The sequence below is a fragment of the Burkholderia sp. BCC0405 genome (assembly GCF_902833075.1).
Classification (GTDB): domain Bacteria; phylum Pseudomonadota; class Gammaproteobacteria; order Burkholderiales; family Burkholderiaceae; genus Burkholderia.
Map to the genome: position 1 here is coordinate 265824 of NZ_CADFEO010000004.1, position 21227 is coordinate 287050.

General features: G+C 67.8%; 20 protein-coding genes and 2 tRNA genes. 6 read left to right on the forward strand and 16 right to left on the reverse strand.

The annotated features are described in order from the left end of the window. Positions 1-137: 137 nt before the first annotated feature. Together norM and HWX36_RS08565 are read right to left on the reverse strand one after the other, a co-directional pair. Positions 138-1526, reverse strand: a complete 1389-nt coding sequence (norM, locus tag HWX36_RS08560) for a multidrug efflux MATE transporter NorM (RefSeq protein WP_175951698.1) — start codon at positions 1524-1526, stop codon at positions 138-140. 135 nt (positions 1527-1661) lie between these two features. Further along, positions 1662-1880 (reverse strand): RNA-binding S4 domain-containing protein, encoded by a 219-nt coding sequence (locus HWX36_RS08565; RefSeq protein WP_006486208.1) that lies wholly within the window; start codon positions 1878-1880, stop codon positions 1662-1664. 270 nt (positions 1881-2150) lie between these two features. Here HWX36_RS08565 and HWX36_RS08570 point away from each other — a divergent pair, with 270 nt between their 5' ends. Then, positions 2151-2537: a hypothetical protein gene (locus HWX36_RS08570; RefSeq protein ID WP_175951699.1), complete on the forward strand. Its 387-nt coding sequence runs from the start codon at positions 2151-2153 to the stop codon at positions 2535-2537. A gap of 123 nt (positions 2538-2660) precedes the next feature. Here the strand turns inward: HWX36_RS08570 and HWX36_RS08575 are convergent, their stop codons facing one another. The 8 genes from HWX36_RS08575 to fdxA all read right to left on the reverse strand — a co-directional run bounded on the left by HWX36_RS08575 (position 2661) and on the right by fdxA (position 7041). Continuing rightward, entirely contained in the window at positions 2661-3443 is a 783-nt protein-coding gene (locus tag HWX36_RS08575) for a DUF4088 family protein (protein WP_175951700.1), read from the reverse strand. A 161-nt stretch (positions 3444-3604) separates the two neighbouring features. Then, on the reverse strand, positions 3605-3943 hold the full coding sequence (locus HWX36_RS08580; RefSeq protein WP_104768634.1) for an AzlD domain-containing protein: 339 nt from the start codon (positions 3941-3943) through the stop codon (positions 3605-3607). Beyond that, on the reverse strand, positions 3940-4707 hold the full coding sequence (locus HWX36_RS08585; protein WP_175951701.1) for an AzlC family ABC transporter permease: 768 nt from the start codon (positions 4705-4707) through the stop codon (positions 3940-3942). The genes HWX36_RS08580 and HWX36_RS08585 overlap by 4 nt, the downstream gene beginning before the upstream one ends. Positions 4708-4829: 122 nt before the next feature. Continuing rightward, positions 4830-5729: an AraC family transcriptional regulator gene (locus HWX36_RS08590; RefSeq protein ID WP_175951702.1), complete on the reverse strand. Its 900-nt coding sequence runs from the start codon at positions 5727-5729 to the stop codon at positions 4830-4832. A 62-nt stretch (positions 5730-5791) separates the two neighbouring features. Next, positions 5792-6277 (reverse strand): CreA family protein, encoded by a 486-nt coding sequence (locus HWX36_RS08595; protein ID WP_011351383.1) that lies wholly within the window; start codon positions 6275-6277, stop codon positions 5792-5794. Positions 6278-6389: 112 nt separating this feature from the next. Beyond that, positions 6390-6465, reverse strand: a tRNA-Asn gene (locus HWX36_RS08600). A 75-nt stretch (positions 6466-6540) separates the two neighbouring features. Next, positions 6541-6616, reverse strand: a tRNA-Asn gene (locus tag HWX36_RS08605). 101 nt (positions 6617-6717) lie between these two features. Then, the gene (gene fdxA / locus HWX36_RS08610) at positions 6718-7041 is read right to left on the reverse strand and encodes a ferredoxin FdxA (RefSeq protein ID WP_011351384.1); all 324 of its coding nucleotides are present in this window, start codon (positions 7039-7041) and stop codon (positions 6718-6720) included. 320 nt (positions 7042-7361) lie between these two features. On the opposite strand from fdxA, the gene pncB reads away from it, so the two are divergent. The 5 genes from pncB to rmuC all read left to right on the forward strand — a co-directional run bounded on the left by pncB (position 7362) and on the right by rmuC (position 13331). Beyond that, on the forward strand, positions 7362-8561 hold the full coding sequence (pncB, locus tag HWX36_RS08615; protein WP_175951703.1) for a nicotinate phosphoribosyltransferase: 1200 nt from the start codon (positions 7362-7364) through the stop codon (positions 8559-8561). 88 nt (positions 8562-8649) lie between these two features. Beyond that, complete coding sequence (locus HWX36_RS08620; RefSeq protein WP_175951704.1) at positions 8650-9312, forward strand: lactate utilization protein C; 663 nt, start codon at positions 8650-8652, stop codon at positions 9310-9312. Between the two features lie 42 nt (positions 9313-9354). Beyond that, positions 9355-10785 carry a sodium:proton antiporter gene (locus HWX36_RS08625; protein WP_175951705.1) on the forward strand — a complete coding sequence of 477 codons (1431 nt, stop codon included), beginning with the start codon at positions 9355-9357 and terminating at the stop codon, positions 10783-10785. An 81-nt stretch (positions 10786-10866) separates the two neighbouring features. Beyond that, positions 10867-11856 (forward strand): D-glycerate dehydrogenase, encoded by a 990-nt coding sequence (locus HWX36_RS08630; RefSeq protein ID WP_175951706.1) that lies wholly within the window; start codon positions 10867-10869, stop codon positions 11854-11856. Further along, complete coding sequence (rmuC, locus tag HWX36_RS08635; RefSeq protein WP_175951707.1) at positions 11853-13331, forward strand: DNA recombination protein RmuC; 1479 nt, start codon at positions 11853-11855, stop codon at positions 13329-13331. Before HWX36_RS08630 ends, rmuC begins: the two co-directional genes overlap by 4 nt. A gap of 90 nt (positions 13332-13421) precedes the next feature. On the opposite strand, the gene HWX36_RS08640 is transcribed toward rmuC, so the two are convergent. The 6 genes from HWX36_RS08640 to HWX36_RS08665 form a co-directional block, all read right to left on the reverse strand. Continuing rightward, positions 13422-13907: a GNAT family N-acetyltransferase gene (locus HWX36_RS08640; RefSeq protein ID WP_175951708.1), complete on the reverse strand. Its 486-nt coding sequence runs from the start codon at positions 13905-13907 to the stop codon at positions 13422-13424. Then, positions 13904-14179 carry a hypothetical protein gene (locus tag HWX36_RS08645; RefSeq protein WP_006401288.1) on the reverse strand — a complete coding sequence of 92 codons (276 nt, stop codon included), beginning with the start codon at positions 14177-14179 and terminating at the stop codon, positions 13904-13906. Before HWX36_RS08645 ends, HWX36_RS08640 begins: the two co-directional genes overlap by 4 nt. Before the next feature lie 39 nt (positions 14180-14218). Continuing rightward, positions 14219-15517: a gephyrin-like molybdotransferase Glp gene (gene glp, locus HWX36_RS08650; RefSeq protein ID WP_175951709.1), complete on the reverse strand. Its 1299-nt coding sequence runs from the start codon at positions 15515-15517 to the stop codon at positions 14219-14221. Between the two features lie 112 nt (positions 15518-15629). After that, on the reverse strand, positions 15630-16247 hold the full coding sequence (gene mobA, locus HWX36_RS08655) for a molybdenum cofactor guanylyltransferase MobA (protein WP_175951710.1): 618 nt from the start codon (positions 16245-16247) through the stop codon (positions 15630-15632). A gap of 28 nt (positions 16248-16275) precedes the next feature. Then, on the reverse strand, positions 16276-17388 hold the full coding sequence (gene moaA, locus HWX36_RS08660) for a GTP 3',8-cyclase MoaA (RefSeq protein ID WP_175951711.1): 1113 nt from the start codon (positions 17386-17388) through the stop codon (positions 16276-16278). A gap of 131 nt (positions 17389-17519) precedes the next feature. Then, on the reverse strand, positions 17520-20558 hold the full coding sequence (locus HWX36_RS08665) for an Rne/Rng family ribonuclease (protein WP_175951831.1): 3039 nt from the start codon (positions 20556-20558) through the stop codon (positions 17520-17522). Positions 20559-21227 lie beyond the last annotated feature (669 nt).

Sequence of the window (21227 nt, forward strand, 5' to 3'; positions counted from 1 at the left end):
AGGGGAAAGGCCACGCGTCGTCGCGCGGCATCAGACGTAATCAGACGTATCGTGAGGCAGTTGCGCCGCTCGCGCGGCATCTTGGGGTCTTCAGCCGACTAGCATAGCGCCGGCCCGGATTTCGTGTCTTGTCGCGCTCAGCGCGATGACGTCACGAGCGACGCGCTCTTCAGATGGAAGCGCCATGCCATCAGCACGGCCACGCTTGCGAGGCCGGCCGCGAGGCCCCACCAGAGGCCGCGGGCGCCGAGGCCCACGTGGAAAGCGAACCAGTAGCCGGTCGGAAAGCCGATGCCCCAGTAGCCGAGGGTCGCCGCGAGCATCGGGATGCGCGTGTCCTTCAGGCCGCGTAGCGCACCCGACCCGACAGTCTGCGCGCCGTCGACGATCTGGAACACCGCGGCGATGCCGAGCAGCGACGCGGCGAGCGACACGGTGGCCGCGTTGGCCGGATCGTCGAGGTTCAGGTACAGGCCGACGATCGCATGCGGCGCGACGACCAGCACGATGCCCGACAGCGTCATGAACGCGACACCGAGGCCGAGTGCGACGAAGCCCGCATGCCGCGCGGCGACGGGTGCCCCGGCGCCGACCCAGTAACCGACCCGCACGTTGGCGGCCTGGCCGATCGCGAGCGGCACCATGAACGCCACCGACGCGACGTTCAGCGCGATCTGGTGGGCGGCCAATGACGTCGCGCCGAGTACGCCGATCGTCAGGCCGGTCGCGAGGAACAGCGTCGACTCGACCCCGTACGTGATCGCGACGGGCCAGCCGATACCGATCAGCTCGCCCATCATCGGCAGCTTCGGGCGCGCGGCGGTGACGAAATGACGGAAGCGTTGCCGGCCGTGCAGCAGCCAGATCAGTGCGAGCGCGGTGAGCCAGATCGTGATCGTCGTCGCGACCGCCGAACCGAGGAAGCCGAGGCGTGGCAGCCCGAACGCGCCGTGGATCAGCCCGTAGTTCAGTACGCCGTTGACGCCGACGCCGCCGATCGACACCCACAGCAGCCGGCGCGCCGCGCCGATCGCCGGCAGGAAGGCGCGCATCAGCCCGACGCCGATCAGGCTGCCGAGCGCGGCGAAGCGCAGGATGCCCGTGTATTCGCCGACGTGATGGGCGAGCAAGGGCGGCTCGTGGAACATCAGCAGGATCGGTTCGGACAGCGACAGCGCGATGATGGCCGGAATCGCGAGCAGCACGGACAGCGCGAAGCCGGTCCAGTAGATGTGCGGTACGCGCTCGTCGGCCTTGGCGCCGCGCGCGTGCGCGACGCTGACGCTGACCGACGACAGCACGCCTTGCAGCACGGTCACGATGACGAAGAAGAAGTTCGCGCCGAGCCCGCCCGCCGCGAGCGAATCGGGGCCGAGCGAGCCGAGCAGCACGGTGTCGGTGACGCTCATCGCCATCTGCGACAACTGTGCGATCGCGAGCGGCGCAGCGAGGCGCGCGGTATCGGCGGCGTGACTGGACAGGGACGGCGGGGTGGCAGCCGTCCGCGTAAGACCGGAATGCGACATGGAATGGGCGCTCGCGCGGGTGCGGGCCCGCGCTATATGTATTTATTTTGAGAGAGGGCTAGCTTACGGCTTTATTCGAACCGTGTCGAACGCGCGCGCCGATGGCCATGTCGCAGGCAGGGGGAACCGTCGGCCCTAGGCTTCGCGCACGGCAATGCGCGTGTCGCCGAGCAGGACGACCTGGCCCGCGCGGATCTTGCAGGTCTTGCGCAGTTCGACCGCGCCGTCGACTTTCACCGCGCCGGACGCGACGATCAGCTTCGCGGTGCCGCCGCTGTCCGCGAGGCCGGTGATCTTGAGAAGGTTATGCAGCTCGACGTATTCGCCGGTCAGCGTGAAATCCAGATTGGGCATGACGAAGAGGGGGCGCAATGCGCGGGAGGAGTCGCCCCGCATCATACGGCACCGCGGGCCGGTGCGCGAGCGCGGCCGGCTGCCGCACGCAGTTGTCAGGGAGTGTGAGCCATTCGTCAGCAAATGAAACGGTGGGTAACAGTCTGAGAGATTCGAGAACCGGCCGCGCGGGCCGCGGGTCTTTTGTCGTACCTGCCGCGTATTGCGGCGGGGGATGCAACGGGCCGCATCGTTGCGGTCCGGGCTCACGACTTCCTGAGGAGAATTGCCATGTCCAAGATTCGTACGATGCTGATCGGTGCCGCGCTGACGGCGTTCGCCACTTCGGCCGCATTGGCCCAGACGGGCGCGGCGGTGCAGGGCGCAGCCGGTGCCGGCGTACAGGCGCAGACGCCGGCTGCGGGTGCCGGTGCCGGTGCCGGCATGCAGGGCAGTGCGGGCGCGAACGCGCCGGGCAATGCGGTCGGCGCGGCGGCCGATGGCGCGAAGGATATGGCGTCGTCGGCCGTCCACTCGGCCAAGAAGCACACGAAGCACGCTGCGAAGTCGGCCAAGAGCCATGTCGGCTCGGCCAAGGCGAAGGCTGGTGAAGCGACCGAAGGCGGCGCATCGGTCGGCGCGGAGGGCGGTGCGTCGGCCCAGGGCGCCACGCAGTAAGCGGTGCCCGGCGCCGCGCGACGTTCGTCCTGGACGGTGCGTCGCGACGGCGGCCATCCGACGGCCCGGTTCGCGTTGCGCGAGTCGGGCCGCTTTCATGGGTTGATGCGACCGGGCGCGGCGTTACGGCCGCCGTTGGCTTTGCCCTTGTCCCTGACCCTGCGCCGGCCGCGCGGCGGCCGGGGTGAATACGCTGCGCAGCCACGCGGCGAGGCGGGCGAAGACGTCGTAAGGCTCCTCGACGAAGATCTCCGGCTTCAGCAGCCGCAGGTATTCCATGATCTGCTGCGCTTCCTGTTTCTGGAACGAGCCGTGCGCGAGCCCGAGCCGCAGCAGTCCGCGCAGCTCGCCGAGCTTGTCGCGCGCGGTGCTGCCGACGCTCATCTCGCACGCGAGCTTGGCCTCGTAGACCCGTTGTCGCAGCGATTCCGCGAGTCGCCATGCAGGCGTCTGCATCAGTTCCTCGAGCGCCTGGATGTCTTGCGCCGCCCCCTTGATCTGCGATGCGAGCGGATCGATCAGCGACGGGTCGCCCTGCGCTTCGGCGACGATCGCCTTCGCCCAGTCGCGGCAAGCCTTCGCGAGTTCGTCGGGGGTCCATTCGGAGCGTGACGCGAAGCCGAATCCGAATTCGCCGGCCTGCCGCATCAGGATCGCGACGACGTCCGGAAATTCCTTGTCGAGCGTGCGTTTTGCCCACGCGTACTGACCGCCCTGCAGCATCCGCTGCACCGCGTGCTCGGTCAGCGGCACCATGTTGTCGAGCAGTTTGGCGCGCAGGAAATCCTCGAACGACGGCGTCGCGAACTGCGGGTCGAGTTTCAGCGACACGCGCACGAACGCGTCGTAGTCCTTGCGCAGGGACTCGAGCGTGTCGTCCTTGAGGGAAAGGGTGATCTGGCCCATGAATCGTCTCGATGGCGGCCCGCGCAAGCCGGCGGCCGGCGCGGCGCACCGGGACGGGCGCCGCGTCGACTGACCGGTGCGCGCCGAGGCCGGTGGCGGGTCTTCATCTCCTATATCGGCGTGCCGTACGGAAACTTGAGCGCGCGTGACCGAGCGTGTACTCAGGCGGGTAGCCAGTGGGGCAGCACGACCCCTTGCCAGAAAAAGAACACCGCGAGCCCTGCCGCGATCGTCACGAGCGGGCGGCGGGTGGCTGCCGACACGAGCACGGCAGCGAGCGCGCCGACGAGCTGTGGATTGCGCCAGGTCAGCTCGGCCGTGCCGCCATGCGGCGAGACGGTCATCGGCACGATGATCGCGGTCAGCACGGTGACGGGCACGAAGCCGAGCGCGGTCCGCACGAGCGGCGGGAAGGTCAGCCGTTCGCCGAACAGAAACAGCGTCGAGCGGATCGCGTAGGTGATGACGGCCATCCCGAGAATCAGCAGCGCGTAGCTCACGATGCCGCCTCCGTGCGCGAGCCGGCGCGCGTGCGTTCGTGCAGCAGCGTGAGTGCGACGCCGATCGCGACGCCGGCGGCGACCGCACCGAGCAGCCCGAGCTTGTACGGCCAGCCCTGCCAGAAGTACGCGAGCGTGCCGGCCGTCACGGCCGCCGCAAAATAGCGCAGCGTGCCGAGTTGCGGGACGACGATCGCGATGAAGGTTGCCGCCATCGCGAAATCGAGACCGAGCGTCTGCAGGCCTGGAAATGCCGCGCCGAAGCCGATCCCCGCGAGTGTCCAGACCTGCCAGTTCAGGTACATCGCGAGCCCCGAGCCGAAGAAATAGTGAGGGCCGATCGCGCCCGGCGGGAAATGCCGGTAGTGCGCATAGGCGACCGCGAACACCTCGTCGGTCATCAGTGCGCCGAGCGTCGCACGCCAGCGCAGCGGCAGGTGTGCGACATAGGGCGCGAGCGTCGCGCTGTACAGCAGGTGACGCAGGTTCACGATCAGCGTGGTCGCGAGCACGACGGCGAAGCTGGCGCTGCCCGCGATCAGGCCGAGCGCGATGAATTGCGCGGAGCCCGCGAATACGGCGAGCGACATCAGCGCGCCATGCCATGCGGCGAGCGGGCCGCCGCCAACGAGCGTGCCGAAAATCACGCCGAACGGGGCGGCGCCGATCATCATCGGGATCGTGTCGCGCGCGCCGTCGAGCCATTCGTTCAATGGGCGGCGGGCAGGTGATACGGGTGTCGGGTTCAAAGGGGGCTCCTCCATCAACGGGAGGATAGCGGCCAGGGGGTGTGCCGGCTTGTATGTTCTTGCGCTCGCAGGATCGGGGCGGTGCTTGCCCGCCTGCCGGCGCCGACGGTATCGCGGGGCCGGCCGGACGCTGCGCGTCAGCTCGCCTGCCAGCGCCCGGGCGGCACGCCGAACATGCGTTTGAAATGCCGTGTGAAGTGGCTTTGGTCGACGAAGCCGCTGGCCGCCGCGACGTCGGCGACGGGCACGCCCGCGCGCAGCGGCGCCAGCGCGCGCTGCAAGCGCAACTGGTTGCGCCAGGCATGCGGCGGCATGCCGGTCGTGCGGGTGAACAGGCGCGCCGCGTGGAACGGTGACAGGCCCGCAGCCTGTGCGACTTCGTCGAGCGTCACCGTGCACGTGAGATCGGCGGCGAGCCGCTCGCGCATCGCGTCGACGCGCGGTTCGTCTGCCGCGAACGGCGCTGGTCGCGGCAGTGCGTCGGCATGGCGCACGATCAGCGTCGACAACGCGTCGAGCATCGCCGTTTCGGCGGCGAGCGGATCGTAGATGCGCGGTGCGCCGCTCGCCGGATCGTCAGCTGGCTGCCCGTGCGCCTGCGAGGGCAGTGCGCGCTCGCTGCCGGCTTCCATCATCCGGTGCGCCAGCGTGAGCCTGGTCGCAAGATCGGCGTCGCGAATCACGCCGGGCGCAAACCACGGCGCGTCCTGCGGGCGGCCGGCGATCGCACTGGTGAGTTCGCGGATGAATTCGACCGGCATGTAGCTGACGCGATAGCACCAGCCCTCGTCGGCCGCGCGCGAACCCGTATGCACTTCGCCGGGATTGATCACGGGTACGGAGCCGGTTTCGGCGACATAGCCGCTGCCGCGATAGGTAAAGCGTTCCGCGCCTTCGAGAATCACGGGGATCGTGTACGCGTCGTGCCAGTGGGGGGCGAACGAGTGATCGCGATAGGTGGCCGTGACGAGATCCGCATCCGGCAGCAGCGGCGTGCGCCAGTAGCGTGCGGAGTCGGGAAGGCGGGTGGCGGACATGATCGGGCGCGGAAGCGGTCGAATCGACAGTGTATCGTTCGCGCGCCCGGCAGGCGCGGGCTTTACTTGACCGGAATCGTCGTGCCGGCCGGCATCGGTACCGCGGTGACGGCGTTCTTCGGGCTGCCACTGACGATGCGGTCGCTGTAGGTCAGGTAGACGATCGTGTTGCGCTTGGCGTCGACCACGCGCACGACGTGCAGGGTCTTGAAGATGAACGACATGCGCTCGCTGAACACGTCGGTCTGCTGCTTGAGCGGCTCCTTGAAGCTGATCGGGCCGACCTGGCGGCATGCGATCGACGCTTCGCTCGGATCCTCGGCGACGCCGAGCGTGCCCTTGATCCCGCCGGTGCGGGCGCGCGACACGTAGCAGGTCACGCCGTTCACGACCGGATCGTCATACGCTTCGACGACCACGCGATCGGAGCCCGTGACGCGGAAATGGGTGTTGACGCTGCCGACCTCCTCTGCGTGCGCGAGCGGCGCCGCGGCGAACGCGGAAAGCAGGAGGGCGAAGGGGGCCGAGCGGAGGAGGCGGTGCTTCATCGATGGAACCGGATGCGAATGCGGGACAGAGACTCTAGCATGCGCGCGACCGGGCGACGAAAGTCGGACCGGAAAAACAAAAGGCCCGTCGATTGACGGGCCTTTCGCTATTTGGCTCCCCGACCTGGGCTCGAACCAGGGACCTACGGATTAACAGTCCGGCGCTCTACCGACTGAGCTATCGGGGAATAAATCGGTACATCTGCATGCTTGTTTGTCTACCAGGAAAAAGCCCGTCCACTTTCAATGGGCCTATGCGTTTTTGGCTCCCCGACCTGGGCTCGAACCAGGGACCTACGGATTAACAGTCCGGCGCTCTACCGACTGAGCTATCGGGGAACAAACATCAACAGCAGAGAAACGAGATTATATGGAGCGTTGATCAGGTCGTCAATACTTTTGAGCCACGGCGCACAAAATTTTTTGCGGCCGCTGCGCGATCAGCGCTCGAGCAGGTGCAGCTTGTCCTGCACGTCTTTCCACTCGTCTGCGTCGGCCGGTGCCGGCTTGGTCTTCGTGATCGACGGCCAGTCCTTCGCCAGCTCGGCGTTCAGCGCGGTGAACTGCTGCTGGTCGCCCGGAACGTCTTCTTCGGCATAGATCGCATTGGTCGGGCACTCGGCGACGCACACGGCGCAGTCGATGCACTCGTCCGGATCGATGGCGAGAAAGTTGGGACCTTCACGGAAGCAATCCACCGGGCACACATCCACGCAATCCGTGTATTTGCACTTGATGCAGCCTTCGGTCACAACGTGAGTCATTAAAACGCTCCTGCTTGGCGGTATATATGGGGTGGCGTATGCGCCAAAACCGGCATTGTAACTGAAGCGCAAAACCCGCATGGCGTGGTCGGCTATCCGGCTTATATCGTTTCGTGATTAGTTTATAGGGGCGTCCGGGGGGCTCGCCGAAGGGGCGCACCAACGGGGCGCCTGTCCCGTGCGCCGGTAGGGCGGGGCGACCGGCGCCGGGCGGCAGGCGGTTTCACGATGGTCGGGCCCGCATTCGGGTAACATGGCCGACAGACCGGGCGGCGCGGGGTGCGCCGAGGCCCTGTCACGATATTGGCGGTGCCGTAATCATGATCATCACTTCGCTGCTCGACACGGATCTCTACAAGTTCACGATGATGCAGGTCGTCCTGCATCACTTCCCCGCTGCAAGCGTCGAATACCGTTTCCGGTGCCGCACGCCCGGCGTCGATCTCGTGCCGTACATCGACGAGATCCGCGACGAGGTGCGCGGCCTGTGCGCGCTGCGTTTTTCGGACGTCGAACTCGACTACCTGCGGCGGATGCGTTTCATCAAGAGCGATTTCGTCGATTTCCTCGCGCTGTTCCACCTGAACGAGAAATACATCTCGATCACGCCGTCGCCGAAGGGCAACGGTGAAATCGACATCGAGATCACGGGGCCGTGGCTGCACACGATCCTGTTCGAGATCCCGGTGCTCGCGATCGTCAACGAAGTGTATTTCCGCAACACGCAGCGCGAGCCCGACTATCGCGAAGGCCGCGAGCGGCTGCGCGAGAAGATCAAGCTGCTCGGCGCGAAGCCCGAATTCGCCGACTGCAAGATCGCCGACTACGGCACGCGCCGGCGCTTCTCGAAAGTCTGGCACGAGGAAGTCGCGCTCACGCTGCGCGACGGCCTCGGCCCGCAGTTCGCGGGCACGAGCAACGTGCTTTATGCGATGAAGCACGACATCACGCCGCTCGGCACGATGGCGCACGAGTATCTGCAGGCCTGCCAGGCGCTCGGCCCGCGGCTGCGCGATTCGCAGATCTACGGCTTCGAGATGTGGGCGAAGGAATATCGCGGCGACCTCGGGATCGCGCTGTCGGACGTCTACGGGATGGATGCATTCCTGAACGACTTCGACATGTACTTCTGCAAGCTGTTCGACGGCGCGCGCCACGATTCGGGCGATCCGTTCGAATGGGGCGAGCGGATGCTGCGCCATTACGAGTCGAACCGTTGCGACCCGCGTACCAAGGTGCTCGTGTTCTCGGACGCGCTCGACATCCCGAAGGTCATGCAGCTGTACGAACGGTTCCGTGGCCGCTGCAAGCTCGCGTTCGGCGTGGGCACGAACCTCACCAACGATCTCGGCTACGTGCCGCTGCAGATCGTGATCAAGATGGTCCGCTGCAACGGCCAGCCGGTCGCGAAGCTGTCGGATTCGCCGGGCAAGAGCATGTGCGACGACAAGGCGTATCTCGCGTACCTGCGCCAGGTGTTCGGCATCGCGCAGCCGGTCGAGGAAGACGCGTCGAAGTAGGCGTCGGCCGAACGGCCAAAACTGCGTTGCGGAGAGGTCCGCCGGTATAATCCGACGGTATCGCCCGCCAACGTCACGAGGACCGTTCATGGACACTTCCGCTGCCCGTCGTCAGATCCTCGCGCGCATTCGCGCGGCACAGGGGCGTGCGGCCGAACCCGATTCGGCCGAGCGCGACGGCGTTGCCGACTACCTCGCCCGTCATCCGGAGGGCCCGCGCCCGCCGGCGCCGGCCGATCTCGTCGCTGCATTCGTCGACGAAGCGGCACGCCTGTCGACGACGGTCGACGAAGTCGCGACGCTTGCCGAGGTCCCGGCCGCCGCGGCTCGCTACCTTTCCGCTCACGGCCTGCCGACGCAGGCCGTCGCGTGGCGCACGCTGGCCGATTTCGACTGGGCGGGCGCAGGCCTGTCGGTCGAATGCCGCAAGCCGCGCGACGGCGATCTGGTCGGCCTCACCGGCTGTTTTTGCGCGACCGCCGAAACGGGCTCGCTGGTGCTGCTGTCCGGCCCCGACACCTATGCGTCGGCCGGCCTGCTGCCGGAAACGCACATTGCAATCGTTCCCGCGTCGCGGATCGTCGCCGGTCATGAAGACGCATTTGCGCTGATCCGCTCGGAGCGTGGCGAATTGCCGCGCGCGGTCAATTTCGTGTCGGGCCCGTCGCGCACGGGCGATATCGAGCAGACCATCGTACTGGGCGCGCACGGCCCGTACCGCGTTCACGTGATCGTTGTACGGGGCGCGTGACGCGCCGCTGCATTCACTACCACTCGAACAAGGAAGTTCCGCATGAAACGACATGCCGCCTGGGCGGGCATGGCGTCGGGGATCGCGCTTGGCGCCGTTCCCGCGCTTGCATCGGCCGCAACGCTCGACGGTGCCACGCTGTCCGCACTCTGGGGTATCCCGTTCGCCGGGATCCTGCTGTCCATCGCACTGTTCCCGCTCGTCGCCCCCGTGTTCTGGCATCACCACTTCGGCAAGATTGCGGCCGGGTGGGCGGTCGTGTTCCTGATCCCGTTTGCGTTCGCGTTCGGCGCGGGCACCGCGTTCGGCACGCTCGTGCATGCGCTGCTCGAGGAATACATCCCGTTCATCGTGCTGCTCACCGCGCTCTATACGGTCGCGGGCGGCATCTGCGTGAACGGCAACCTGCACGGCACGCCGAAGCTGAACACCGCGATCCTCGCGCTCGGCACGCTGCTCGCGAGCGTGATGGGTACGACGGGCGCCGCGATGCTGCTGATCCGGCCGCTGCTGCGCGCCAACGACAACCGCAAGCATGTCGTGCACGTCGTGATCTTCTTCATCTTCCTCGTCGCGAACGCGGGCGGCTCGCTGTCGCCGCTCGGCGATCCGCCGCTGTTCCTCGGTTTCCTGAATGGCGTGAGCTTCTTCTGGACGACCACGCATCTCGCACTGCCGATGCTGTTCATCTGCGTTGTGCTGCTGGCGCTGTTCTTCGCGCTCGATACGTACTTCTACCGCAAGGGCGACGAGGAGCGGCCGGCCGTGCTCGATCCGACGCCGGACAGCGACAGGCTGTCGATCGACGGCAAGATCAATTTCGTGCTGCTCGCAGCCGTGATCGGCCTGGTGCTGATGAGCGGCGTGTGGAAGCCGGGCATCACGTTCGACGTGTGGGGCACGCATGTCGCGCTGCAGAATCTCGTGCGCGATGTCGCGCTCGTGGTCGTAACGCTCGCGTCGCTCGCGCTGACGCCGCGCTCCGCGCGCGAGGGCAACGCGTTCAACTGGGCGCCGATCGAGGAAGTCGCGAAGCTGTTCGCGGGGATCTTCGTGACGATCGCGCCGGTGATCGTGATCCTGCGCGCAGGTGCCGACGGCGCATTCGCGCAGATCGTCCATCTCGTCACGGGGCCGGACGGCAAGCCGATCGACGCGATGTACTTCTGGGCGACCGGCATCCTGTCGTCGTTCCTCGACAACGCGCCGACCTATCTCGTGTTCTTCAACCTCGCGGGTGGCGATGCGCAGTCGCTGATGACGACCGGCGCGTCGACGCTCGCCGCGATTTCCGCGGGCGCGGTGTTCATGGGCGCGAACAGCTATATCGGCAACGCGCCGAACTTCATGGTGAAGGCGATCGCCGAATCACGCGGCGTGAAGATGCCGAGCTTCTTTGCGTATCTCGGCTGGGCGCTGGTCGTGCTGATACCGGTATTCCTGCTGACGTCGTGGATCTTCTTCACGGCGTAAGCTGACGATTTTCAACCTAGGGTGGGCGGTCCCGGCGGCGCACGGTGCGCTGCGATCCGTCCGCGGCATGCGGAGATGGCGATGCAGAAGATCCTGGTCGCGCGTCCGATCTTTCCGGACGTGATCGAGCGCCTCAAGCAGTATTTCGACGTCGACTGGAACAACGGCGACGCACTCGCACCCGATGCGCTCGCCGCGCGTCTGGCCGACAAGGACGGCGCACTGACGGCCGGCGACCCGGTCGGCGCGGCCGAACTCGCGGCGGCGCCGCGCCTGCGCGTCGTGGCGAACATGGCGGTCGGCTACAACAATTTCGACATGACCGCGTTCAACGCGGCGAACGTGCTCGGCACCAACACCCCCGACGTGCTGAACGAGTCGACTGCCGATTTCGGTTGGGCGCTGATGATGGCCGCTGCACGCCGGATTGCCGAATCCGAGCACTGGCTGCGGGCCGGCCATTGGCAGAAGTGGGCGTACGACGGTTTCCTCGGCACTGACATTTACGGCTCGACGCTCGGCGTCATCGGGATGGGGCGCATCGGCCAGGCGCTCGCGCGCCGTGCGCGCGGCTTCGGCATGCAGGTGATCTATCACAACCGGTCGCGGGTCGCGCCCGAGATCGAGGCCGAGCTGAATGCCGAATACGTGTCGAAGGATGCGCTGCTCGCCCGTGCCGATCACGTCGTGCTCGTGCTGCCGTACACGAAGGAGAACCATCACACGATCGGCGCGGCCGAACTCGCGAAGATGAAGCCCACCGCGACGCTGACCAACATCGCGCGCGGCGGGATCGTCGACGACGCGGCGCTGGCCGTCGCGCTGCGCGACGGGACGATCGCCGCGGCCGGCCTCGATGTGTACGAAGGCGAGCCGACGGTCCATCCGGCGCTGCTCGAGGTGCCGAACGTCGTGCTGACGCCGCATATCGCGAGCGCGACCGAAAAAACGCGCCGCGCGATGGCGAACCTCGCCGCCGACAACCTGATCGCCGCGCTGGGCGAAGGGCCGTGCGCAGGGCAGCCGTCGAATCCGATCAACCCTGACGTGATCGGGAAGCCGCGCGTATGACGATGACGTTGTTGCTTGCGGCGGTCGTCGTGCTGGCCGTTGCGCTTGCGGTGGCGATCGTCGCACTCGTGCGTGGCGGTGGCCGCCACGACGATGCGGCGGTACTGGGCGACCAGATCGAGGACGCCGCGCATGCGCAGGCGCGCGCGGTCGAGCGGCTCGAACGCGAATTGCGCGGCGAGATCGTCGAGAACGCGCGCGGCTCGCGCACCGAGCTGGCCGGCAGCTTCGCACAGCTTCAGCAGACGCTCGCCGCGCAGCTGACGAGCGTGGCGACCGTGCAGAACAACCAGATCGAAGGTTTTGCGCAGCAGCTCGGCAAGCTCGTCGCCGGCAATGCGCAGCAGTTCGACGCGATGCGCGAGAGCGTGCAGCGGCAGGCGCAGCAGGCGCGCGAGGAGCAGACGGGCGCACTCAGGCTGTTCGGCGACACGTTGAACCGGCAGCTCACGCAACTGACCGAAGCGAACGACCGCCGGATCGGCGAGGTGCGCGCGACGCTCGAACAGCGGCTGAAGGAAATCGAGACGAACAACGCGGCGAAGCTCGAGGAGATGCGCCGCACCGTCGACGAGAAGCTGCACGCGACGCTCGAGCAGCGGCTCGGCGAATCGTTTAAGCTCGTGTCGGACCGGCTCGAGCAGGTGCATCGCGGGCTCGGCGAGATGCAGACGCTCGCGGCGGGCGTTGGCGACCTGAAGAAGGTGCTGACCAACGTGAAGACGCGCGGCACCTGGGGTGAAGTACAGCTCGAGGCGCTGCTCGAGCAGATGCTGACGCCCGAGCAGTACGCGAAGAACGTCGCGACGGTGCCGAAGAGCAGCGAGCGCGTCGAGTTCGCGATCCGGCTGCCGGGGCGCGATGCCGGCACGCGCGACGCGCCGCCCGTGTGGCTGCCGATCGACGCGAAATTCCCGCGCGAGGATTATGAGCGGCTGATCGACGCACAGGAGCGCGCCGATGCGGTGGCGGTCGAGGAAGCGGCCCGCGCGCTCGAAGCACGCGTGCGGCTGGAGGCGCGCACGATCGCCGAGAAGTACGTCTCGCCACCGCACACGACCGATTTCGCGCTGCTGTTCCTGCCGACTGAAGGACTCTATGCGGAGATCCTGCGTCGCCCGGGGCTGACCGACCTGCTGCAGCGCGACTATCGCGTGACGGTGGCGGGACCGACGACGCTCACCGCACTGCTGAACAGCCTGCAGATGGGGTTCCGCACGCTCGCGATCGAGCAGCGCTCGAGCGAGGTGTGGCAGGTGCTCGGCGCAGTGAAGACGGAGTTCGGCAAGTTCGGCGACGTGCTCGCGCGCACCAAGGCGCAGCTCGAAACGGTCACGCGCTCGATCGAGTCCGCCGAGCAGCGTACGCGCGTGATGAGCCGCAAGCTGAAGCAGGTCGAGGCGCTGCCGGGCGACACGGCGGCCGGGCTGCTCGGCGCGGAAGGTAGCGATGGCGCCGATGCGGACGACGCATGACACACTTGGTCGACATCGGCCGGAAAGCAAAAACGGGCGCTGCGGCGCCCGTTTTCTTTTGAATCACTTGACGACGCGGCCGGCCCGCGATCAATGCCCGGCGAGCGTGCCCAGCGCGTCGCCCGTGACGCGGACGATGCGCCAGTCGGGCAGCACGGTCGCGCCCATCTTTTCGTAGAAATCGATCGCCGGTTGGTTCCAGTCGAGGACCGACCATTCGAAGCGCCCGCAACGTCGCTCGACGGCCAGTGCCGCGAGGTGACGCAGCATCGCGGTGCCGAGGCCCGTGCCGCGCTGCGACGGCTGCACGTACAGATCCTCGAGATAGAGGCCGCGACGGCCGAGGAACGTCGAATAATTGTGGAAGAACAGCGCGTACGCGACGATCGCGCCGTCCTGTTCGGCGACCCGCGCCTCGGCGGCAGGCTGCGTGCCGAACAGCGCGTCGGCGAGATCGGCTTCGGTCGCGACGAACAGGTGCGTGAGCTTCTCGAACGCCGCCAACTCGCGCATCAGCGCGAGGATCGCGCCGACGTCGCGTGCCTGCGCCGCGCGGATCAGCGGTGTGCCGCTCACGCTTCCTCCGGCGGATCGGACAGCACGATCTCGATGCCGCCGAAGCGCGATGCGACCCAGTTGTACGCGTGGCAAGCGATCCACAGCAGCACGAAGCCGAGGATGGCGTTCAGCAGCAGCGCGCTCAGGATCGTGCTCAGTTCGACCATCCCGTAGCGGACGTACGCGACGAGGATGCCGAGCAGCACGATCGGCACGCTGAACGTCAGGTAGACGAGGATCAGCGCCTTGGCGGTCTGCCCCGCGGCGATCGACGAAATTTGTTTCTTCATGTGCGGATTGCCCCCGTAGAGATTTACCGATAGTGGAATTCAGATCAGGCCGTCGAGCGGCAGGATGTCGACCGGGGTGCCCGCGTCGACTGCCGCGGTATCGTGGCCCAGGACGATGAAACAATTGGCGGCCGAGAGGCCGCTCAGTGACGCGGAACTCTGCGAGCCGGCCGGTGCGACGTGCCAGCGGCCGTCGGCGGCGCGCGTCGCGATGCCGCGCAGGTAGTCGGTGCGGCCCGGGCGCGTCTTCAGCGCGTGGGTGCTGAGTGCCGTATGCATCGACGGCGGCTGGGCCTGCGCGCCGGCCAGCGTCAGCAGCGCGGGGCGCACGATTGCATAGAACGTCACGGCAGACGCGACCGGGTTGCCGGGCAACCCGAAAAACAGCGTATGACCGGCGCCGTCGGCCGCGCGTGTGAGCGTGCCGCACGCGAGCGGCCGCCCGGGGCGCAGCGCGAGACTCGCGAATGTCACGTCGCCGAGCCGGGCCATGACGTCGCGCGTGAAGTCGGCTTCGCCGACCGATACGCCGCCGGACGTGATCACTGCGTCGGCCTGCGCGGCGACCGCACCGCGCAACGCGGCTTCGAGCGCGGCCGGGCCGTCGCGGACGATCCCGAGATCGACCGCATCGACATGCAGCCTTTCGAGCATCGCGATCAGCATCCCGCGATTGCTGTCGTACAGTGCGCCGGGGCCGAGCGGCTCGCCGGGCTCGCGCAGTTCGTCGCCGGTGGAGAACACGGCGACCCGCACGCGCCGGCGCACCGAAACCTCGGTGATGCCGAACGACGCGAGCAGGCCGAGATCGGACGGCCGCAGGATGCGGCCCGCGGCAAGCGCGCACGCGCCGCGCGCGAGATCCTCGCCGGCCTTGCGGCAGTTCGCGCCGCGTGCGATGTCGTGTGCGGCGAAGTGAATCGTGTCGCCGTCGACGCGCACGCGTTCCTGCGGAATCACCGTATCGCAGCCGGCCGGCATCGGCGCGCCCGTCATGATGCGCACGCATGATCCGGCGGCGATGGCGCCGTCGAACGGATGGCCGGCGAGCGCGGTGCCGGCGACCGTCAGCGTGAGCTCCGCTTGCTGCGATGCGTGCGTGCCGGCGCTGCCGTCGAACGCATAGCCGTCCATCGCCGAGTTGTCGTACGCGGGAAAGTCGAACGGCGCGTTCACGTCGGCCGCGAGCACGCGATCGAGTGCGTCGCGCAGCGTCACCGTGTCACACGCGTCGACGGGCACCGCGAAGCGGCACGCGAGCGCCTGCGCGTCGGCGAGCGACAGCGGAGCATCGGAATCGGGTGTGGTTCGGGGGGCGGGCGAGGATTGCGTGATCATCAGTCGGACTGCGCCGCAAGGCGTATCGGGTTCGTGGCCGGTGGCGCGAGGAGGGTGCCTGGGCGCGGGTGTCGCGTGCGGCGGGCGCCGGGCGGGAACCGTACGAGCGCCGTCAGCGGCGGGCCAGCGCGGCGAGTTCCTGCCAGGAGTTGGCATTGTAAAACGCACGCTCGTCGTGGAACTCGACTTCGACCGTCTTGTGGCGTGCGTACCACGCACGCACCTTGCGGTCGCCGGCGGCGAGCCGGGCGGCGAGATCGTCGGCCAGCGACGTGCGCAGCAACGCGAACGTCGGCTGCGGCGAGCGTGCCTGTCGTGCGTCGACGGTCACCGCCATGGCGATGTCGGCCTGCTGCGCGTCGAGCGCTGCCTGCAACCGTGCGACGAGGTCGGCCGGCAGATAGGGCGTATCGCACGGCGAGCACGCGACGAGCGGCGTGCGTGCCGCCCGCATGCCGGCGAGCAGGCCCGCGAGCGGGCCGGGGAAGTCGGGCGTTTCGTCCGCGACGACGCGCGCGTCGAACGGCGCACCGAGTTCGGCATAGCGATCGGCATGGCGATTCGCGCTGATCAGCGTCTCGTCGACCTGCGGCGAGAGCCGGCGCAGCACGTGCAGCGCGAGCGGTGTGCCGTCGAGCAACTGCAGGCCCTTGTCGACGCCATCCATGCGTGTGGCGCGCCCGCCTGCGAGCAGCAGGCCGGCGATCGAGGGAGAGGCGGAAGCAGGCATGGTAAGAGGGCGGGAAAGGCAGCGAGCATCAGCCGCCGATATACGACATCTCGACCCGCTTGCCGGCGCCGTCGGGCACGGCGTCGGCGGACGCGCTGCCGCGCAGTTGCGAATAGCGGTCGGTGCGGGCCTGCCAGATGCGGGCGATCGCGGTCGCGATCTCGGCGTCGCTTGCGCCACCGCGCACGAGCGCGCGCAGGTCGTGGCCCGTCGACGCGAACAGGCACAGGTACAGCTTGCCCTCGGTCGACAGCCGCGCGCGCGTGCAGTCGCCACAGAAGGCCTGCGTGACGCTCGAAATCACGCCGATCTCGCCGCTGCCGTCCGCATAGCCCCAGCGCTGCGCGGTCTCTGCCGCCGTGTGCGGGTCGAGCGGCACGAGCGGGAAGTGTTCGGCGATCCGTGCGATGACGTCCGCCGATGGTAGCACCTCGGTCATGTTCCAGCCGTTCGACGTGCCGACGTCCATGTATTCGATGAAGCGCAGGATCACGCCGGTCCCGCGGAAACGCTCGGCCATCGGCAGAATCTCGCTGTCGTTGGTGCCGCGCTTCACGACCATGTTGACCTTGACCGGCGCGAGGCCCACGGCCTGGGCCGCGAAGATGCCGTCGAGCACGTCGGCGCTCGCGAACTCGGCATCGTTCATGCGCTTGAACAACGTATCGTCGAGCGCGTCGAGGCTGACTGTCACGCGCGTGAGCCCGGCGTCCTTCAGCGCGCGCGCCTTGCGTGCGAGCAGCGAACCGTTGGTCGTGAGCGTCAGGTCGAGCGGGCGCCCGTCATGCGTGGTCAGGCGCGCGAGGCGCTCGATCAGGAATTCGAGATTCTTGCGCAGCAGCGGCTCGCCGCCCGTGATGCGGATCTTCTCGACGCCGTGTGCGACAAAGAGTCGCGCCACGCGTTCGATTTCCTCGAGCGTGAGCAGCGCGCTGTGCGGCAGGAACGGGTAGTCCTTGTCGAAGACGGCGCGCGGCATGCAGTACACGCAGCGGAAGTTGCAGCGATCCGTCACCGAAATGCGCAGGTCGCGCAGCGGCCTGGCGAACGTGTCGGCCAGCGTGCCGTCCGGGGCATGCGCGACGCCGGAGACGTCCGGCATCCCGCTGACGTCGGCGAGAGGAATGATGCGTCGGGACATGTTGAAAGAAGTGCGAACCAGATCTCTATTTTAGCCGCAAGCGGCGGCCGGGTCCGGTGGGCGGAAACCCGTAGCGCGGACGTGAAAAAGCCCGCCGGAGGCGGGCTTTTCCTGGTCGGACGATGCGTCGGTCAGTGATGCGTCGTTTCGACCTGCTGCATCGGGGTCGTATCAACCGGCGGCAGCGCCTTGCGTTCGCGCGGCACGCGAGCCGGACGCGGGAGGCGCGACGCGGCTTCCTGCGCAGCGGCGAACTTGTCGGCGTCCGTGTTCACCCAGACGAGACCGGCCTGCTCCAGCACGGTATCCAGGCTCGCCGAAGCGGGCGCGGCCGCCGGTTGGGCGGGAGCCGGTGCCGGTGCTGCGACGGCCTCGACCGGCGCTGCTTCGACATGGGCCGGCTCGGCAGCCACCGGAGCGGCTTCGGTCGTCACGACCGGTGCAGCTTGCTCGGCGGGTGCCGGCTGCGGCGCCTCGACGGCGACAGGCGCTGCCGGCACTTCGAACGCGTCGGTCGGCGAAACCGTGACCGGCGCCGGACCGGCTTCCGTGGCGACGGCCGGTGCGATCGGTGCCGGTTCCGCTGCCTGGGCGACAACCGGTGCTTCGGCCGGCGCTGCTTCGACGTGTACCGGTGCCGGCTGCGGCTCGACAGCGGCCGGTGCGGCCGTGTGGGCCGGTTCGGCAGCAGCCGGTGCTTCCGGCGTCACGGCGTGCACCGTCACTTCGCCCTCTGCGCCTTGCTCGGCGTGGTCGACGACTGCGCCGTCTTCCTCGCGCTCGCGACGACCGCCGCGGCGGCCGCGACGGCGGCGGCGACGTTCCTCGCCGTCACGCGCGCCGGCTTCCGCGTCGACTGCCAGCTCGGCGCCGGGCAGGGCTTCTGCGAGGGCCTTGTCGGCTTCCGGTTCCGGATGGGTTTCGCCACGGGTGACGGTTTCCAGCGTTGCTGCATGCTGGGTCGGCTTGCGGCGCTCGCCGCGCTCGCGACGTTCGCCGCGTTCCTGGCGCTCGCCACGACCGGCTGCTTCGACGCCTTCCGGCTGCTCGACGCGCTCGCGCGGTTCGCGGTTCTCACGCGGTTCGCGCGGCTCACGGCTTTCACGCGGCTCGCGGCCTTCGCGCGGCCCACGGCCCTCGCGACCTTCGCGCGGTTCACGACCCTCGCGCGGTTCGCGGCCTTCGCGCGGCTCACGTGCTTCACGCGGCTCGCGTGCTTCCTTGCCTTCGCGTTCCTGGCGTTGCGGCTGGCCACGTCCTGCTGCGGCCTGGTCGCGGCCGCCTTGCACCTGCTGGGCGCCGCCACGACGATTGCGGTTGCGATCGCCGCCGCGTTCGCCGCGCTGTTCGGACTTCTCGGTGCGCTCGCCGCGAGCCGGACGGGCTGCCTGCTCCTTCGCCGGTGCCGGAGCAACCGGTGCGGGTGCGGGCGCCGGCGACACGCCGAACAGACCCTTCAGCCAGCCGATGAGGCCGCCGCTTGCCGGCGCGACCGGCGCGGGCGCCGCAACGGGTTCCACCGGGCGCTGCGGTGCCGGGCTCGGGGCCGGACGCTCGGGCGTGATGCCCTTGACCGCGGCTTCCTGCTTCGGCTTCACTTCCGCCGCGCGCTTGCTGTAGCCGGTTTCCGACTCGAGTTCGCGGGCTGCTTCCTCGGCCATCTTCCAGGACGCGCGCGGATCGTCGAGACGTGCGTCGTCGTGGCGCAGGCGCTCGAGCTTGTAGTGCGGCGTATCGAGGTGCTTGTTCGGAATCAGCACGATGCCGACCTTGAAGCGCGACTCGATCTTGTTGATTTCCTGACGCTTTTCGTTGAGCAGGAAGGCGGTCACCTCGACCGGCACCTGGCAGTGGATCGCCGCGGTGTTTTCCTTCATTGCCTCTTCCTGAATGATCCGCAGGACCTGCAGCGCGGACGATTCGGTATCGCGGATGTGGCCGGTGCCGTTACAACGCGGGCAGGTCACGTGGCTGCCTTCCGACAGGGCCGGGCGCAGGCGCTGGCGCGACAGTTCCATCAGGCCGAAACGGGAGATCTTGCCCATCTGGACGCGCGCGCGGTCATGCTTGAGCGCGTCTTTCAGGCGCTGCTCGACTTCGCGCTGGCTCTTCGCCGATTCCATGTCGATGAAATCGATCACGATCAGGCCGCCGAGGTCGCGCAGGCGGAGCTGGCGGGCAACTTCGTCGGCCGCTTCGAGGTTCGTGCGGGTGGCCGTTTCCTCGATGTCCGCGCCCTTGGTCGCGCGTGCCGAGTTCACGTCGATCGCGACGAGTGCTTCGGTGTGGTCGATCACGATCGCGCCGCCCGACGGCAGCGGCACCGTGCGCGAGTACGCGGTCTCGATCTGGTGCTCGATCTGGAAGCGGGAGAACAGCGGCACGTCGTCGTGGTAGCGCTTCACCTTCGCGACGTTGTCCGGCATCACGATGTCCATGAATGCGCGGGCCTGATCGTGAATTTCGTTCGTATCGATCAGGATTTCGCCGATATCGGGCTGGAAATAGTCCCGGATCGCGCGGATCACGAGGCTCGATTCCAGGTAGATCAGCATCGGCTGGCCGGCGTTGCCGTTTTGCGACGCCGCTTCGATCGCGCGCCACAGCTGCAGCAGGTAGTTCAGGTCCCACTGCAGTTCCTCGGCGCTGCGGCCGATGCCCGCGGTACGGGCGATCATGCTCATGCCGTCCGGGATCTGCAGTTGCGCCATCGTTTCGCGCAGTTCCTGACGCTCGTCACCTTCGATCCGGCGCGACACGCCGCCGCCGCGAGGGTTGTTCGGCATCAGCACCAGGTAGCGGCCGGCGAGCGAAATGAACGTGGTGAGGGCTGCGCCCTTGTTGCCGCGTTCTTCCTTCTCGACCTGGACGATCAGTTCCTGACCTTCGCGCAGGGCATCCTGGATGCGCGCGGAGCGCATGTCGATGCCTTCCTTGAAGTACTGGCGGGCGACTTCCTTGAACGGCAGGAAGCCGTGGCGGTCTTCGCCGTAGTTGACGAAGCACGCTTCGAGCGACGGCTCGATACGGGTGATGACACCTTTGTAGATATTGCCTTTGCGCTGTTCGCGCCCGGCTGTCTCGATGTCGATGTCGATGAGCTTCTGCCCATCTACGATGGCGACGCGCAGCTCCTCCTGCTGCGTCGCATTGAACAGCATGCGTTTCATGAACGACTCCAGGCGGCTCTGCTGGCGGCGCCTCGCGGTTGTCAGTCGCGAGGGCGGGAACGACGGCAGGCCGCACCTTGTTGTGTTGTCACAAGCACGCTGGAGCGGGAACGATGGCGGGGAGAATTGCCTGAAGAGGCGCTTGGGCCCGAAAGACGGGGCCGGCGGCCATAGGGCACCTGCGAACACGGCTTCAAAGCACGGCGTCCACACACCGCACGCTGTCAAAGCGCGCTAAGCCTGAGGCCGGGCACTGCCGCGGGGCGCGTCGTCATGCGACGCGCGTGCCAACGGGCGGCAGATGCTGCGGCTTGGGCCGCAGCGGGGAGTATCGAATCCAGCCCGACTTTCCCGCCTGGGGTGTACTTCCCTGGTTTGACGTCGCCAGGCCCCACACGCTTCGTGGAGCCAAATCGGGCGCAACGCCGTAATTTTCGCAACCAGCAGCCTGCCCGGACGCACTTCGCGCCGTCGGGCTGCCAATCAAATTCTTTTCAACCAACTTTCCGTTACCGCGGCGCCTTGCCGACCGAATCCGCCTGTGGGCGCGATCCTTGCCGACGGGCGGCGCCGTGCGTGCAACTTGCTGCTTCTCTTTGATTAGGGGCGAGCAGCAGACCCCCGGCGCAAGTAAAATAGCGGTTTGCGCTTGCGCCTTGCCCGGTTGGT